General features: G+C 69.2%; 10 protein-coding genes, 2 pseudogenes and 1 other annotated feature. Of the genes and pseudogenes, 8 read left to right on the top strand and 4 right to left on the bottom strand.

Annotated elements, in window-relative coordinates; translation table 11 throughout:
• The first annotated feature begins 6 nt into the window (after positions 1 to 6).
• The 6 genes and pseudogenes from KM842_RS13465 to KM842_RS13490 all read left to right on the top strand — a co-directional run bounded on the left by KM842_RS13465 (position 7) and on the right by KM842_RS13490 (position 11,314).
• A complete protein-coding gene (locus KM842_RS13465) occupies positions 7 to 651 on the top strand; it encodes a hypothetical protein (RefSeq protein WP_216259133.1) in 645 nt (214 codons plus the stop codon).
• Positions 648 to 1,415 carry a hypothetical protein gene (locus KM842_RS13470; protein ID WP_216259135.1) on the top strand — a complete coding sequence of 256 codons (768 nt, stop codon included), beginning with the start codon at positions 648 to 650 and terminating at the stop codon, positions 1,413 to 1,415. Before KM842_RS13465 ends, KM842_RS13470 begins: the two co-directional genes overlap by 4 nt.
• Positions 1,412 to 2,323, top strand: coding sequence for a hypothetical protein (locus KM842_RS13475; RefSeq protein ID WP_216259137.1), 912 nt, complete (start codon positions 1,412 to 1,414; stop codon positions 2,321 to 2,323). Before KM842_RS13470 ends, KM842_RS13475 begins: the two co-directional genes overlap by 4 nt.
• Complete coding sequence (locus KM842_RS13480; protein WP_216259139.1) at positions 2,323 to 7,134, top strand: FtsK/SpoIIIE domain-containing protein; 4,812 nt, start codon at positions 2,323 to 2,325, stop codon at positions 7,132 to 7,134. The genes KM842_RS13475 and KM842_RS13480 overlap by 1 nt, the downstream gene beginning before the upstream one ends.
• A 442-nt stretch (positions 7,135 to 7,576) precedes the next feature.
• Complete coding sequence (dnaB, locus tag KM842_RS13485) at positions 7,577 to 8,941, top strand: replicative DNA helicase (protein ID WP_216259141.1); 1,365 nt, start codon at positions 7,577 to 7,579, stop codon at positions 8,939 to 8,941.
• A gap of 1,139 nt (positions 8,942 to 10,080) precedes the next feature.
• Positions 10,081 to 11,314, top strand: a pseudogene (locus tag KM842_RS13490) (IS3 family transposase).
• Positions 10,359 to 10,472: a sequence feature (AL1L pseudoknot), on the top strand. (Overlaps the previous pseudogene by 114 nt.)
• 57 nt (positions 11,315 to 11,371) lie before the next feature.
• Here the strand turns inward: KM842_RS13490 and KM842_RS13495 are convergent.
• The 3 genes from KM842_RS13495 to KM842_RS13505 all read right to left on the bottom strand — a co-directional run bounded on the left by KM842_RS13495 (position 11,372) and on the right by KM842_RS13505 (position 13,363).
• A complete protein-coding gene (locus KM842_RS13495; RefSeq protein ID WP_216259143.1) occupies positions 11,372 to 12,373 on the bottom strand; it encodes an endonuclease/exonuclease/phosphatase family protein in 1,002 nt (333 codons plus the stop codon).
• Positions 12,374 to 12,445: 72 nt separating this feature from the next.
• A complete protein-coding gene (locus KM842_RS13500; protein WP_216259145.1) occupies positions 12,446 to 12,889 on the bottom strand; it encodes a hypothetical protein in 444 nt (147 codons plus the stop codon).
• Between the two features lie 18 nt (positions 12,890 to 12,907).
• Positions 12,908 to 13,363, bottom strand: coding sequence for a hypothetical protein (locus KM842_RS13505; protein ID WP_216259147.1), 456 nt, complete (start codon positions 13,361 to 13,363; stop codon positions 12,908 to 12,910).
• A gap of 509 nt (positions 13,364 to 13,872) precedes the next feature.
• Between KM842_RS13505 and KM842_RS13510 the strand changes: the two are divergent.
• Positions 13,873 to 14,752 (top strand): annotated as a pseudogene (locus KM842_RS13510) (IS5 family transposase).
• A gap of 497 nt (positions 14,753 to 15,249) precedes the next feature.
• Here the strand turns inward: KM842_RS13510 and KM842_RS13515 are convergent.
• Entirely contained in the window at positions 15,250 to 16,074 is an 825-nt protein-coding gene (locus KM842_RS13515; protein ID WP_216259148.1) for a hypothetical protein, read from the bottom strand.
• Between the two features lie 96 nt (positions 16,075 to 16,170).
• Between KM842_RS13515 and KM842_RS13520 the strand changes: the two genes are divergently transcribed.
• Positions 16,171 to 16,992 carry an ornithine carbamoyltransferase gene (locus KM842_RS13520; protein ID WP_216259150.1) on the top strand — a complete coding sequence of 274 codons (822 nt, stop codon included), beginning with the start codon at positions 16,171 to 16,173 and terminating at the stop codon, positions 16,990 to 16,992.
• Positions 16,993 to 17,018 lie beyond the last annotated feature (26 nt).

Raw genomic sequence — 17,018 nt, forward strand, 5'->3', positions numbered from 1 at the left:
AGGACCATGCCCGCTCCCTCCGCCGTGACCTCGCGCATCGACGTCGACCTGCCCGAGTGGCTCGTCGTGCCGGCACCCGAGGACGTCACCCCCGAGTGGCGTGCGCAGGTCGAGACGCTGTTCACCGTCATCGCCGAGGTCGACCGCGGTGAGCACGACGGCGAGCAGCCCGACCCCGCGGACGAGTCGGCCGACGACGAGCCGACCGTGTTCGCCGCCGCCCGGCACGTGGACACCGCCGCGACGGTCGAGGACCTGCTCGCCTTCGCCGCCGCGCTCGAGCCCGGGGAGCGACTCGTCGCCGGACTCGGTGTGCCGAACCGCTGGCCGCTACCCGTGGTGGTGTCGGTCGGGGTCGTCGAGCAGGACACCCCGGACCTGCTCACCCTCGCCGGCGCGACCGCTGGCCTGCCGACCGACCCGCCCGACGTGGACGAACTGCCGGAGCACCTGGGCGGCGAGGGGCCCCTCGTCACCCGGCACGACGTCGACGACGAGGGTGCGATCTGGGCCTCGGTGTGCGCGGTCCGGCGACAGGACGGCGTCGACACCCGCGTGCTCTGGCGCACCCGGGAGCTCGAAGTCGTCCCGGTGTTCACCCCCGCGGTCGTCGCCCTGGTCGGCAGCGTCGTGAACGAGGCCGCAGCGTGACCGCGCCCCTGGCCTCGTTCCTGGTGGTCGTCCCGCCGGGGTGGGCGCGGCTGCCCGCCGACGAGGAGCACCGCGCCGAGCTGGGCGCCGAGGTCCGCCGGGTCGTCGACCGGGCGCTGCCCGAGGACCTGCCGCGCGACCGAGCCGAACCGCTGCGCCAGGAGATGCGGAATCGCCTGTTCGCGACGGTCGTCGAGGCGGGTGACACCGGCGCGACGGCGGTCTACCTCCCCGTGCAGCCCGTCGACGGCTTCACGCCCGCGGCCTCGATCATCGAGAGTGAGGTCGACGACGAGTCCGAGCAGGAGCCCGCCGAGGTGGTCGCCGAGATCCTGGCCGACGCCCTGCCGGACCGGTACGACCCGAGCGACCCGGGCCTCCGCGAGGTCGACGGCGGCATCGCGGCGCGGACCGAGACGCTCGTCCGTCGCGCCGTCCCGGCCGAGGTGGCGGGTGAGCTGCCCGCCGTCGACGACCGGCAGGTGGTGTGGACGATCCCGGTCCCGCACCGTCCGGGCCGCTGGGTCGTCATGTCGTTCAGCGCCGTGAGCACCCCGGCCGAGGCCACCCCGGCCGGCACGAACCCGGCCAGCACGACCCCGGCCGAGGCAGCCCCGGCCGCCGTGACCACCGACGCCCGCATCGCCGACGCCCTCGTGACCCTCTTCGACGCCGTGATGACGACCTTCCGCTGGACCGACGTGCCCGGCGTCGAACCGACCACGCTCGAACAGCGTTTGGCCGAGATCGGTGGTCGTGCGTGACCTGGTCGTTCCTGCACCCGGCGTCGCACGCCGTACTTGGTATCGCGGTCCTGGTGTTCGTCGCCACCGTCGCGATCGTCGTGCCGACGGTCATCGCGATGCGCCGGGGCACATCGACGGACGCCGTGGCGTGGGCCGACCTGCTCCGCCGCGACGACGGCTCGGTGTGGACCACCGACCGGGTGCTGCGCAGCGTCGAGGCCTCGTGCCGTGCGGCCGGGGTCGTCTTCCCCGGGTTCGTCCGCGCCTCGGTCGGCCCCACCGTGCGGCTGGACCTGGCCGCCCCCACCGTCGCTCCGCCCGTGCCCTGGACCGCGACGGTCGACGGCCGCTCGTGGTCGGCCCCGATGCCGGCGCTGCAGGCCCTCGGGCTCGTCGGCACCGCCACGGACCGGTTCGCGACGGCGGTCGGCCTGGGCAGCGACACCGACGGCACGGTCGTGGTGGACCTCGCGGCGATCGGCGGGGCGGTCGCGCTCGGCGGTGACCGCGCGGCACGTCTCGCCGTGGCGCACCGGATCGCCGACCAGGTCCGGACCGCCCCGTGGTCGACCGGCACGACGGTCCTGACGGTCGGCATCGGTGACGGTGAGCTCGGTCCCGCGCGGTCCGTGTCGGTGCACGAGGCGGTGGCGACGGTCGCGGCGGACGCGACCCCGGGCCTCCTGGTCGTGCGGACCCTGCCGGGCGGGACGGACGGTCGCGAACTGGCGCGGCTGCTCGAGCGGCCGACCGGACGCTGGGCGGTCGTCGCCCTGCAGCCAGGAGCGCTCGCGCGGTGGACGCTCACCTGCCGACGGGACGGCGTGCTCACCTCGCCGGAGCTCGGGACGGTCCGCTGGGTGGACGTCGCCCTGTCGACGCCCGCGAGCACGCCGACCGACACCGTGGCGGAGCCGGCCGCCTGATGCGGGTCCTGCTCACCGTCGTCGACGACGGCACGGGTGACCGGTCCGACGTCCTCGTCGACGCGGCCGGACACGTCAGCATGCGCACCCTGGTGGATGCGGTCGCGCGGCGGGCCGGGACGGCACCGCTGCCGCTCGGTGCGGCCGACGGGGACGTCACCTTCGCGGACAGCGGCCTGGTGGACGGCGCGGTCCTGCACATCGGCGCGCCTGCCGTCGACGGTCCGCGCCGCGGTCTCGTCGACCTGCTCGTCGCGGGAGGGGTCGGCAGCGGCCGCACCGTGCGCGTGGGCGCCGGGACGGTCCGGATCGCGGTCACCCCGGACGGGACGACGCGGACCGGAGCCGCCTCCGCCGGCCTGCCCGCCCTGGAGGCCCGGATTGCCTTCGACGGGTCCGTCACGGTCCGGCGGGCGGTGGCCCCCACCGCGGACGGGCACGGTGCGGACGGGCACGGTGCGGACGGGTACGGCGCGGACGGCGCGCACACGTCCGCCGGTCCGCACGGCGGCCACGACGGGCCGGACGAGGGGCCCGAGCAGGGCGCGGGGACGGACGTCGGCGGGGTGCCCGGCGCGGTGTCCTTCTCGAGCGCCAGGTCGGTCACGACCGCGGTGCCCGCCGGTGCCGTCACCCCGGACGAGGCCGTCGACAGCACCCTGGTGGACGGGGCGGCGCTCGACGGCGAGACGCTCGGTACGGAGTGGGTCGCGTGGCCGGCGGGAGCGCTGCTCCGCGTCGGCGAGACCGCCCTGACCGTGCAGCCGGTCGCCGTCGTGGACCGGATGCTGCTCCGGCCGCCGGACTCCGGCCAGCTCGACTTCAACCGGCCGCCGCGCCTGCTGCCCCCGCTCCGCCCGACGTCGTTCCGGATCCCGAAGCCGCCCGTGCCGCCGCAGCGGTCCGCCCTGCCCTGGATCATGGTGTTCGTGCCGGCGATGTTCGGCATCGTGATGGCGACCGTCTTCCACTCGCCGTTCTACCTGCTCTTCGCGGCGATGACCCCGATCATGGTGATCGGGCAGACCGTCACCGCGCGGAAGACCGGCAAGAAGAGCCACCGCAGGGCGCTCGCCGACCACGCGGCCCGGGTGACGGCCATCGAGGCCGCCGTCGACGCGGCCGTGCTGGCGGAACGGGACCAGCGGCGGACGGACGCGGCCGACGCGGCGGGGCTCCGGCTGACCGCGACGACACCGACCCGCCGGCTGTGGGAGCGCCGGCCGACCGACGCCGACCACCTGCACGTGCGGGTCGGGATCGGGGACCTGCCGGCGACCGTCACCGTCGACGACGAACGGGACCAGGACCGCCTCGACCAGGGACCGCGGTGGACCCGCGACGTGCCGGTCACGGTGCCGCTCGGCGAGGTCGGGGTCATCGGCATCGCCGGGCCCGGGGCCTGGCCGCGCCGGACCGGGCGGTGGGTGCTCGGGCAGCTCGCGGTGACGCAGAGCCCGCGCGAGGTGCAGTTCGTCGTGCTCACCTCGCGGACGGCGGTCGAGGACTGGGCGTGGACCGTGTGGCTCCCCCACCTGCGCCCGACCGGCGGCCAGGAGGCACTCGCCCTCATCGGCGCCGACGCCGAGACGATCGGCCGACGCCTGGCCGAGCTGACGCAGATCCTGGCCGAGCGCCGGGCCGAGCGCCAGAAGAACGTGAACAGCCGACGCCGGTTCTCGCCGGAGATCGTCGTCGTGCTCGACGGGGCCCGACGGCTGCGGGCGATGCCCGGGGTCGTCGGCCTCCTGCGCGACGGGCCCGCCTGCGGCATCCGGCTCGTCTGCATCGACGGGGAGGAGTGGCAGCTCCCCGAGGAGTGCGTCGCCACCGTGCTGCACCGCTCCGAGACGCAGCTCGTCCTCCGCCGACAGCTCGCGGCCCCGGTCGACCTCGTGCTGGCCGACCGCGTGGACGACGACTGGTTCGAGGAGGTCGCCCGGGCGCTGTCGCCGCTGCGGGACACCTCGGGCTCCGACGGGGACGGCCTGGTGCCGGACGCCGCACGACTGCTCGACGTGCTCGACCTGCCGCAGCCGACCGGTGCGGGCATGGCGGCGCGGTGGCGGTCGACCTCCCCCACCACCTCGGCCGTCGTGGGCATCGGCATCGACGGACCGTTCGAACTCGACCTGGTGCGGGACGGTCCGCACGCCCTGGTCGCCGGCACCACCGGGTCGGGCAAGTCCGAGTTCCTGCAGACCCTGGTGGCGTCCCTGGCGGCGGCGAACCGGCCGGACCGGATGACGTTCGTGCTCGTCGACTACAAGGGCGGGGCGGCCTTCAGCGTCGCGTCCGAGCTGCCGCACACCGTGGGGCTCGTCACCGACCTCGACCAGCACCTGGTCGAGCGTGCGCTGCGGTCCCTGCGCGCCGAGCTCACCCGTCGCGAGCACGTGCTGGCCGCCTCGGGGGCGAAGGACATCGAGGACCACGAGGCGCACCTGGTCCGCGGCGGCGCCGGCGAGCAGATGCCGCGGCTCGTCCTGGTGATCGACGAGTTCGCCGCGATGGTGAGCGAGCTGCCCGACTTCGTCGCCGGACTGATCGGCATCGCACAGCGTGGTCGTTCGCTCGGCGTGCACCTCGTCCTCGCTACGCAGCGACCCGGCGGCGTCGTCGGACCGGACATCCGGGCGAACACGAACCTGCGCGTCGCACTCCGGATGACGGACGGCGGCGAGAGCACCGACGTCATCGACGTGGCCGATGCGGCACGCATCCCGAAGAGCGTGCCCGGACGGGCATACGCCCGGTTGGGGCACTCGTCGGTCGTCCCGTTCCAGTCGGCACGGGTCGGCGGACGCTGGTCGGGCGAGCAGGACCCGGCCGCCGCGCTGCCCTTCGTCCGGGCGCTCGGCTGGCGGGACTTCGCGATGACGCCCCCTGAACGGCCGGCGCGCTCCGGCTCCGGGTCGGCGGCGACGGACCTGTCCGTGCTCGTCGGGGCGATGCGGGAGGCGCGGGACCTGGCCGACGTCGGGCCGCTGCACTCGCCGTGGTTGCCGCCCCTGCCGGAGGCGCTGCCGCTCACCGCGGTGGCCTCGGCAGCCGTCGGAGCCCGGAACGGCGGAGAGGTAACCGGTCCTGACGGTTCACCGATATCCTTCGCATGGGCGCTCGAGGACCTGCCCGACACCCAGGAGCAGCGCGCCGCGACGATCGACCTCGACCGCTTCGGCCACATGTACGTCGTCGGGGCGCCGGGTTCCGGACGGTCCCAGGCGCTCCGGACCCTCGCCGCGGCCGCTGCCGGCGCGATCCGGTCCTCGGACCTCCACCTCTACGCCGTCGACTGCGGCAACGGCGCCCTCGCCGCGTTGCAGACGCTCCCCCACTGCGGAGCCGTCGCCCAGCGCACCCAGGTGGAACGCGCCTCCCGGCTCATCGAACGGCTGACCCGCGAGACGGCGCGACGACACGACGTCATCGCGGCGGCGGGAGCCGCGAACATCACGGAGCAGCGTGCGGGCGCCGTGCCGGCGGAGCGGCTGCCGCACGTCCTGGTGCTGATCGACCGGTGGGAGAACTTCACCACCACGCTCGGCGAGGTCGACGGCGGCTCGCTCACCGACGCGGTCCAGTCGCTCCTGCGCGACGGTGCCGGAGCCGGCATCCACGTCGTCATCTCCGGCGACCGGTCACTGCTCGCGTCGCGGATGACGACCCTGACCGACGAGAAGCTCGTCCTGCGCCTGACGGACCGCCTCGACTACTCGCTCGGCGGGATCAACCACCGGCAGCTGCCCGCGTCGATCCCGCCCGGCCGTGGGTTCCGGGCCGACAGCGGCACCGAGGTGCACATCGCCACCCTCGGCGACGACGTGTCCGGGCAGGGGCAGACGGCGGCCGTGCAGGCCCTCGCCCGACGTGTCCGGACCGACGAGGAGGCACTGGCACTCCCCCGCATCCGGCCGTTCCGTGTCGACTCCCTGCCGAAGGACCTGGACCTCGACGGAGCCCTCGCACTCGACGGGGCACCCGCTCCCGCGCCCATGGTGGCCGTGACCGGGATCGGCGGCGACGACATGGCGCTGCAGACCGTCGACCTGCGCGAGGGCGGCGGCACCTTCCTGGTGGCCGGGCCGTCGCGCGCTGGACGGTCGACGATGGTCGCCGCGATGGCCCGCTCGCTGCTGGCGGGTGGGACGCCGATCGTCGTGTTCGCCCCGCGGCCGGGCGCTGTGCGCGACCTGGCGGAGCTGCCCGGCGTGCTGGCGACCGTGACCGGCGACGACGTCACCCCGGCGGACGTCGCGGTGCTGCTCGACCGGCCCGGTGTGGTGCTCGTCGTCGACGACGGGGAGCTCCTCATCGACTGCTCCGCCAAGGCAGAGCTGCGGACGTTCGTGCGCGGGCTCGTCGACAACGGGCAGGGGCTCGTGCTCGGGGGGAACACCACGGGGCTCGCTGCCGGGTTCGGCGGGTGGCAGGTGGACGCGAAGAAGAACCGGCGCGGGGCGCTGCTGTCCCCGCAGGACACGCTCGCCGGGGACCTGGTGGGGGTCCGGATCTCGCGGTCGTCGATCTCGCCGCGCGTGCAGCCGGGGACGGCGCTCGTGCACCTGGGGACCGGGATCGCGTCGACGGTGCAGGTGCCGATGGTCACCGGGGCGACGCGCACCGGATCGGGTACGGGCAGTGGCGGTGGCTGGGCCGGGGTCGGAGCCGCGGGTGCGGGTGCCGGCGCTGGTGCGGCGGTGGGTGCCGTCGAGGTCGTCGCGGGCGACGCGCCGGGTGGGACGGATTCGGTCGGTCCAGACGGCGTGTCGGCGGGTGTCGCGACCGTCCTGGAGGCGCGGGTCGGTTGAGCAGGTCCGGCCGCAGAAACACGGTTGGCTGGTTACGCGCTGCCCCGATCCGGCTGGCTGGGAGCCAGCCGAGTGGATCGGGACGGAGCGGCCGTTTGTCAAGTCGGTTCTGCACAGTGACAGCCCCGATGGAGAACCTTCGACTCCCACTTGAAGCCGAGTTCTCCACACATGGTGTGGAACAGGAAATCCCCGGTCAAGCATCGAAAGTGTGTTCTTCTGGCGAGTTCTCCACAGCAGAGTGCACAACCATCCACACAGGACCCCGGCGTGTTCCGCAAGCTCTCCACAGAGTTGTCCACAGGGCCTGTTGCTGGGGATAACTCCGTACCCGTAGCTTGGCCCAGCGACTCGGGGATGTCGGTCGCCCGGGGTAGAACTGCTCGGTGGGGAACGGTCCACCGCCGTCCACCAGCACCGTCATGAACACTGAGGAGCACCTGTGTCGATCGCGCACCTGGAGCCGGCCCCGCGTGAGTACGCCGAGCGCAACTCCGACCGGACTCCCCCGCACGACATGCTTGCCGAGCAGTCCACCATCGGCGGCATGATGCTGTCGAAGGACGCCGTCGCCGACGTCATCGAGACCGCCCGCGGTGTGGACTTCTACATCCCCAAGCACGAAGTGATCTTCGACGCGATCCTGTCGCTCTACTCCCACGGTGAGCCGACCGACGTCATCGCCGTCACCGACGAGCTGACGAAGACGGGCCTCCTGTCCCGCGGTGGCGGAGCCGAGTACCTGCACAGCCTGACCAGCATGGTGCCGACCGCGGCGAACGCCGGGTACTACGCCGCGATCGTCGCCGAGAAGGCGGTGCTGCGCCGCCTGGTCGAGGCCGGTACCCGCATCGTGCAGATGGGCTACGCCAGCGAGGGCGAGGTCACCGACCTCGTCAACAGCGCCCAGGCCGAGGTCTACAACGTCGCCGGTGGCGTGCAGACCGAGGACTACGTCCCCCTGACCGAGGCCATCGGCACCGCCATCGACGAGATCGAGGCCGCGAAGGGGCGCGACGGGCAGATGACCGGCGTCCCGACCGGGTTCGCCCAGATGGACGCCCTGACCAACGGCTTCCACCCCGGGCAGCTCATCATCGTCGCCGCACGACCCGCACTCGGCAAGTCGACCCTCGCGCTCGACCTGTGCCGAGCCGCCGCGCTCAAGCACAACCAGACCGCCGCGTTCTTCTCGCTCGAGATGGGGCGCGCCGAGATCGCGATGCGTCTGCTCTCCGCCGAGTCGAGCGTGCCGCTGCAGAACATGCGCAAGGGCACCGTCGACACCCGCGACTGGACGACCATCGCGCAGACCCGCGGCCGCATCAACGACGCCCCGTTCTTCATCGACGACTCCCCCAACATGACCCTGGTCGAGATCCGGGCCAAGTGCCGGCGCCTCAAGCAGCAGCACAACCTGAAGCTCGTCGTCATCGACTACCTGCAGCTCATGACCTCGGGCAAGAAGGTCGAGAGCCGCCAGCAGGAGGTCTCGGAGTTCTCGCGTGCGCTCAAGCTCATGGCGAAGGAGTTGCAGGTTCCGGTCATCGCGCTGTCGCAGCTGAACCGTGGACCCGAGCAGCGCGCCGACAAGAAGCCGATGATCTCCGACCTGCGTGAATCCGGGTCGATCGAGCAGGACGCCGACATGGTCATCCTGCTGCACCGTGAGTCGGCGTACGAGAAGGACAACCCGCGGCAGGGTGAGGCGGACCTCATCGTGGCGAAGCACCGCAACGGGCCGACGGACACCATCACCGTGGCGTTCCACGGGATGTTCTCGCGGTTCGTGGACATGCCGCAGTAGGGGAGTTGTTTGTGACTGTTCAGAGAAAACCGTCGCCTGCTCACCGAAAACGGTCGCAAGACGTCTCAAGCGACCCTTTCGCTGAGCACCATCGGGTAGGACGGGTCGAGGCTGCCTGGGATGCAGGAGGCAGGCCCGTAGGGTTCAGCTCTCGCGCCCAACAACAGATTGAGGTGCGAAGAAGGCGTCCCCGCGAAGGCGGCAGTCCGCCCCCGATTCCTCACGGAGCTCGAGGTTCGAGAGAGCGCGCATTCAAGCGCCTGTGGCGAAGCCAGCGCCCTGTCGCACGCGCGCGACGGCCCGTTCAGCCGACAGTTCGGTGGGGAAAGCTCGGCCAGACCGCGCGAGATCAACGTGGGAACGGCATGCTCGCCACCGCCACTCTCCGACTGCGTTGACGTACACCACGAAACGGACGCCTGAGCTGGCGGCTTTGAAGACCGTCGCCGCGCGCTGGGCGTTAGCCAACGTTTCGAGCCCTGTCCCTGCCCGGGCCATCAGCTCGTTCTTCGATGAGTGCAGGCGCCAGATGAACTGCCCGTTTTGCAGGGGGACCGAAGTGAATCGAAGGGACATCGGGTCCCTACTTCCGTTGCGGCGAGGCTGGCTGCCTCGAGTTGCGATCCTGTCGCTGCGGACAGAGGAGAAGCGTCGCGCTGAGCGGCGGGCGAGCACGGCCGGCGCGAGCTGCTTGAGGCGATGCCACAGGTGGTTCCAGAGGCTTCTTACCACTGGTTCCCGTTCGCCGCTCTCGGGGAAGAGCTGCCCAAACCCTGCTGTCCGGTGAGCAGCCAGATTGGGGGCATTACAACGCCGCGCTCAGACGCGAGCATGACGAAGACCACACCGACGCTCAATCCGTCGTCCGATCTCGGGGTCCAGCAAGGTAGCGGAACTCGTCGCGGCCAGCCGGTAACGGCGCATAGATTTCGGTCCTGACTTACGCCACAAGACACGCCGTCAAAGCATCGCTCGCCGAGCTACGACGTTCACGTGTGCCACGAACGGTCGTTTGAGACACCTGGCACTTGGTCGGTCGGACCACTACCAAACGCGAAGGGGCGGTGGCGACTGCGACTGGATGTCCTGTTCCGCCCCGGGTCTGATGGAGGCTCTCAATCCACGGGAGGATGAGAGTCATGGGAGCACCGAGGAAGTACCCGGAGGAGCTTCGGGAGCGAGCGGTCCGACTCGCGGTGGAAGCGCGCCGCGACCCGAACACCAGAGGCGGTGCGCTGCGTCGGATCGGTGAACAGCTCGGGATCAATCCGGAGACGCTGCGGAACTGGGTGCAGCAGGCCGAGATCGACGCGGGTGACCGGCCCGGCGTCACGACCGACGACGCGCAGCGGATTGCGGAACTCGAACGCGAGGTTCGGGAGTTGCGGCGGGTGAATCAGATTCTGAAGTCGGCGTCGGCTTTCTTCGCGGCGGAGCTCGACCGCCCCTCCAGCAGATGACGCAGCTCATCGACGCGCATAAGCACGAGTTTGGGGTCGAGCCGATCTGTCGCACGTTGCAGGTCGCCCCGTCGAGCTACTACGCGGTGAAGGTCAGACCACCGTCGGCGCGGTCGATCAGTGACGCTGCCCGCACGGTCGAGGTCGAGCGGGTGCACCGGACCAACTACGGCGTTTACGGCGCCCGGAAGGTACACGCACAGCTACGGCGGAGGGGCACGTGATTGCCCGCTGCACCGTTGAGCGACTCATGCGGTCCACCGGACTGCACGCCGTGTCCAAGCGGAAGGGGCCGAAGACGACGATTCCGGGCCCGGTCGGGGACCGGCCGGCGGATCTGGTGCAGCGGGCGTTTACCGCGACCGGCCCGAACCAGCTCTGGGTCGCCGACATCACCTACATCCGCACCTTCTCCGGGTGGGTCTACGCCGCGTTCGTCACGGACGTGTTCTCCCGCCGCATCATCGGCTGGCAGTTGTCGCGGAACATGCGCACCGACCTCGTCCTCGACGCCCTCGAGATGGGCATCTGGACCCGGCAACGCGAGAACCGAGATCTGTCACAGCTGATCCATCACAGCGATCGCGGAGTCCAGTACCGAGCTATTCGCTACACGGACCGGCTCGCTGAGGCCGGTGCGGTCGCGTCCGTTGGGTCCAAGGGCGACAGCTATGACAATGCCCTCGCGGAGGCGAGGAACTCGATCTTCAAGGCCGAGCTGATCCGCAACAAGGGACCGTGGCGCGGCATCGAGCACCTTGAGATCGCGACGGTCAAGTACATCGACTGGTTCAACCACCGCCGTCTGCACGGTGAACTCGGCATGGCCCCGCCGGTCGAGTTCGAGCAAGGCCATTACCGTCACAACCCCGCTCCGACTACCGTCGAAGCGGCACTACCGAGCCTCTACTAAACCCGGGGCGGAACACATCGGTTGCCGGGATGACCGCCCGATGCTCCGCGAGCTGGGCTACATCCGCTTGTCCAGCGTGACAAAGATCGGGCGGTGGTCGCTGCCGCCTGCGTCCTGACCGCCGAGCACGGCGTACGAACGTGCCTTCCAGTTCTTCGTTGCCATCACGTGATCAATAGCAGCACCCACACCACCTGGGAGATTGGCAGGCCACGTGCCCGTCGAATCAATGCCCAGCGAGGAGGCCGCATCATCGCACGCCAGCTGCCCAGCAGACCGGATATTGGTGTCGGTGCCGTTGAAGTCCCCGACCGCGACCACCCCTGCACGTGTCGAGCAGGCGTCGCGGACCCATGCGATGTGCGAGGCCCAGGTCGAAGCGCCGACAATCGACGGCCGCTGCAGGTGCGCCACGAGCAACGGCGGTGCTGCCGCGTCAGACGATTGCGCAAGGAAGCCGGCCCAGGCGGGAGTGTTCGCAGCGTCGACGATGCGATAGTCGCCGAGCTGTTTGGACACGAGAAGCGTTGCCGAAGAATTCTCACTGCCAACAATTTGCATGTCATTCTCGCCAGCGACACTACTCAGCGTCCCCTTCGCGACCTGCGGGAAGTACTCCGGCAAAGCCACAACGTTGGGGTGCAGCTTCAAAATGAGGTGCTCAAGTTGCTCGACCGAGACATCCTGTTGATTAGTGTTCCAGGAGAGGATTCGAAGTTCGCCCGTTTTCTGTATGCCTGCAGGATTCGTCACTTGGGAACGGGTCGTCATTGAGACCATCAGTCCAGCGGTTGCTACGAGCGAGACAACCGCACTTAGCACCAAAAGGTCCCTCTTCCGCGAGAGGGCCGTAATCGCCAGCCCGATAAGCAAGACGATCACGGCAGCAGCAAGCAACATTTGCCAAAATGCTTGAGCTGCGAGGAAGATCCCGAGAAGCGGCACTCGCAGGAGGGTGCTACCGGCCGCCAGGGCAATGAGCAAAATACCGCCAACCAGAAAAACAACGGACGCCGTTCGTCGAAGGCGCAACCGTCGTGATCTATCTTCAGAGCTCATGCAGGACCTTCAACTGGGAGTTTGGCGGCACCACACAATGCCCGGGTAGATGACCCGGGCATTGTGTGCAAGCTAGAAGCTTACCTTGACGTCTGCGTTGAGGAAGATCTTCCTCTTCGCGCCGGTCTTCCCGTTGATCGCACTGACTTTGAAGCTGTTGTAGTGCGAGTCGGCCGTGCGCCCGAAGTCGTAGGTCCCACACGCCTTGGTGATGGAGGCGCCTCCGCTCAGGGTGATTCGTACCGATGTGATCCGCTTACTCCCGACGCTCTTGCCGGCTGCGTTCCCCCTGCAGTTGCTGAGGGTGATGATGGTGTGAGCGGCGTCCAGGTTCTTATCAGCCCAAGTCCTGCTCTCGAAGGTGGGCTGGACCTGCGTCATGTCGCTGGTCCAGCTGCCTTCGGCGTGAGCGGCAGTCGCAGTGCCGAGGACTAGCGCCAGTGCCACGCTAACGGCCGCGAAGGCTCTACCGGAACGTCCTGCCACAACTCCGCGCGGAGTCATCTTGTTCTTCATAATCCGATCCCCGCCGGCTCAGTAGACGACTTTGACGTCAGCATTGAGGAAGATCTTTGCGCCGCGGTCCGTGATGCCGTTGATCGCATGGATCTCGAACGAGTTCCCAGTGTCGCGCCCCGAGATTCGTCCAAAGTTGTAGGTCCCGCAAGACTTTTTGATCTTCTTGGGCTTGGTGTAGGCGTCGCCGTAGTGCAGCCAAATCTCGACCGATGACAGCTTAGTGCTGCCGACTCTTGCCCCACCCTTGTTCACCTTGCAATGCGACAGCGTGATTACCGTACTGGTCGCATCACGGTTATTATCCGTCCAATCACGGCTATAGAATGTCGGCTGAACTTGCGTCATGTAGGAAGTGAAGTTCCCTTCCGCGTGCGCAGCCGTCGCTCCCCCAAAGACGAGCGAAGCCGTTACCAGCGCCGCCGACCCCACCTTTGCCTTGGTACCGAAAACAAACTTTTTTCGTTGCTTCACCGTTGTCCCCTCCGGAGGGGAACTTTCCCCCGCAGTTGCAAGCTATGAGGAACTGCCAATACTGCGCAAGCCATCAGATCGTCTTTAGCGTCCGCAAGCACTGAAGGTATGCACAGACTCCATCGCAACCGCTCGGCAGGCCAAGTGGTCAAAGCGAGCAGCGCACTCAGTCGCTCGCCATGCTGTGCGGTGCATAGACCCAGGCATGAGCAGTCATAGCGGCAGGTCCGCGCAAGCCCTCGCAGGAGCGCAGTGGTCCGGACGCACCCTCGTCATCGAGAATCCGGCCGCGCTGAAGCGGATCCGGCGGAAGGAGATCAGCCCGTCGGCAGTCAGCGGGATGATGAAGTGCCCGGCGTCGTTCGCCGCGGACAGCGTGCTCCCCCGATCGACTGATCCGTTTCAGCCGTTCCTCATCGGCACAGGCGCGCACGAAGCGATGGAGCACCTGTTCCAGCTAGGGCCGTGTCTCCTGTTGGTTTTCGGTCGTGGCTGCGACGCTGGGACGCGTGTCGCGGTTCGAGTTGTTGTCGGATGATCAGTGGGCGATGATCGGCCCGTTTCTGCCGGGTCGGACGGGCCAAGCGGGCCGACCGTTCTTGGACGCCCGGACCATGGTCAAGGGGATCGTCTACCGGTACCGGACCGGCATCGCGTGGCGTGACCTGCCTGCGACGCTCGGGCCGTGGCGGACGGTGTGAAAGTGGCTCCGCCGGATAAGCGCGGACGGGTCCTGGGACTCGGTGCTTTTCGCGCTGACCGCACAGGCCGACCGAGTCGGCGCGGTGGACTGGTCGGTGTCGGTGGGCTCCACGATCGCCCGCGCGCATCAGCACGCGACGAACATCACCCGCACCACAGGGGCTTCGTCGAATTACACGGATTCCCGGCTCAAGCCGTCTGACCACGGGTTTGGCCGGTCCCGCGGCGGCCTGTCCACAAAGGTCCACCAACTCGTCGACGGTCGCGGACTTCCGTTGGTGACTCTTCACGCCCGGTCACGCGGGCGATTCCCCGATGCTGCTGCCGCTGCTCGGTGAGCTGCGTGTCGTCCGTCCAGTGGGCCGGCCACGCACGCGACCGGACCGGGTGCGCGGTGACAAAGCGTACTCGTCCCGGGCGTTCCGTCGGCACTTGCGCGGCCGCGGGATCGAGGCGATTATCCCGGAGCCCCGCGACCAGCAGGGACACCGGAAGCGGCGTGGTTCCCGCGGCGGCCGGCCCGTCTCCTACGATCCCGTCGACTACAAGCAACGGAACGCCATCGAGCGCGGCTTCTGCCGCCTCAAGCAGTGGCGGGGCCTGGCGACCCGGTACGACAAGCTCGCGATCGTCTACCGCGCCGCAGTCGTCCTCAACGCCGTAATCGCATGGACCATACGGCCGTAATCGCATGGACCATACGATTAAGAGACACCCCCTTGTTCCTCCTTCCCTGCGCACACCGTCTGGTGAGTCATGTTCAGCCTGGCCGCGCGTGTGCGTGGGATCGCGTGGTCGGCGGCCGAGGCCGATGTGTGGTCGGGGCCGGGGCTTGAATGCTGAAGGGCCACGGCGCGCGCTCCTGCCGATACCCATCCGCGCTCGGACGATCTGGCTGGCGGAGAACGCAGACGGGTTGTTGGCGAGGACGACGACGATGCGTTCATCCCAGACCATCTAGCGCTGGCGTCGACTTGTTGTCCTCCGCCAGCTGACTTGTCCGACTGCCACACAACGTGTCCTGAAATACGGAGTTGGACAGGTTGTGTGGCAGTCCGGTCGAGGAGCATGTCGATCTCAGTAGCCCTAGTCCCGCCGTCTCGCTGGCCGATCGGTGACCAGACAGCGGCTGGTGGTCACGACTTGTGCCATGGTCGCCGGCCGGAATGCGGTCGTGCCTCCGACTAGGGCTTCGCCCCGTTCCCGAACGACCCGTGCAGCGTCGTCCCCGCGAACGCGGTTCCGTCAATCACCCCGTGTACCCGCGCGAGCGTGGCGTCGTCCGCCGGGGAGACCCCGATCGTCAGCGAGCCGTAGTCGATGCGCATCGTCTGCGGAATGCTCGCCTCGAGTCCGGTCACGCCTGGAGTGGCTGCGAGCGTGGCCAATCCGGACGCGACACCGAGGGCGGTTTCGTCAGGGATGTGCTGGTCGAACGTGCCCGAGTAGGTGACGGTGGAGAGGACGTGTCCCGGCCCGGCCGGCACCTGCAGCGTGAGGGTGACACCGGTCCAGGCGATCCGCTCCGCCATCGCGACCGGGACCGCGGACGCTTCCGACGGGGTTGCGTCCGGGTCCATCGTGACCACGAAGGCGCTCGAGAACGAGTGCGTCTCGGTCGCACCGGCTGGGGGTGTGGGACGAGCCGCGGGCGTGGGCGCCGGCGGGAGTTCGGGGTCGTCAGGGGAGACAGCGCCGATCGGGGGCGGTGCGGCCGGGCCGGCGTCGCGGTTGTTCCATGCGTCGAGGCCAGGTGGCGTGACGTCCGTTCCGTCGGCGGCGGTGTAGCGCTGGTGCAGCTCGATCCGGTTCGTCGCGCTCGCGACGCCGGGGCTCGCCTGCACGGTGCGGAGTGCGTCGTCGAGCGTGGATGCGACCTGCGGGTCCAGCTGCGGGACCGCCGCTGACGTGGCGGAGGAGGCTGTGCCTCCCGGCCCGGCTGCGCACCCCGTGACCGAGACGAGCGTGATCACGAGGGCTGCGGTGACGGCGGCGGTTCGCTGGAGCATCTTCCGACCGTACGGGCACAGACGACCCGACGCATCGACCATTCGGCGCAGGTTGCATGAGACGGTGCTGCTCCGGGCAGTCTCTACGGTGGTGGGATGCGTTCTCTCGCCAAGCTTGATGACTGGTCTTCATCTGACGTCGATGCGGTCTTCGACCTGGCTGACGCGTACCGAGAGGGCCGGGGACCGGTGACGACAGGTTCAGCGGCCATGTTCTTCCCACCGACCAGCCTGCGTACGAGGGTCACGTTCGAGCGCGGCGCTTCGCTGATGGGGCTTGAACCGATCGTGTTCCCGGATACGACGCTCGACAAGCCAGAGGCGCTGGCAGATGTCGCTCGGTACCTCGACAACTGGGCCGACCTCCTCGTGGTGCGCCACCATGACCTCGCCGTGGTCGAAGCGTTGGCCGCGGCTCACGCGATGCCGGTCGTGAACGCCATGACCGACGAGAATCACCCATGCGAGGTGCTGTCCGACCTCTACTCCTTGGGACAGCGGGGGGACATCACGTCGCTTCGCTTCCTCTTCGTGGGCGCTGACGGCAACATCGCCAAGGCATGGCAGGAAGCTGCTCGCGTACTGCAACTCGACCTGATCCAAAGCTGCCCGACCGAACTCGCAACCCTGGGAGCTGCGTGGACTGAGGACCTGGAGGCAGCTGTGCGGTCAGCGGACGTGATCCTCACAGATGGTCCCGGTGCGCACGCTGAGGCCCTCGAGCCGTACCGGATCACGGCGGCGCTCCTCGACCTCGCGCCAGCAGGGGTTCGCTTCAACCCCTGCCCACCGTTCGTCCGCGGTCGTGAGCTGAGTGCCGACGCGGTTGAACACCCCGCATTCGTCGGGCACGGCTTCAAAGCGGGACTTCTTCCGGTGCAGCAAGCCGTGATGGCGTTCTGCCTCGACCTTGAATGACGAGGCGTCCCGGTCAACCATCGGCT

This window comes from Curtobacterium sp. L6-1 (assembly GCF_018885305.1).
Classification (GTDB): Bacteria; Actinomycetota; Actinomycetes; order Actinomycetales; family Microbacteriaceae; genus Curtobacterium; species Curtobacterium aetherium.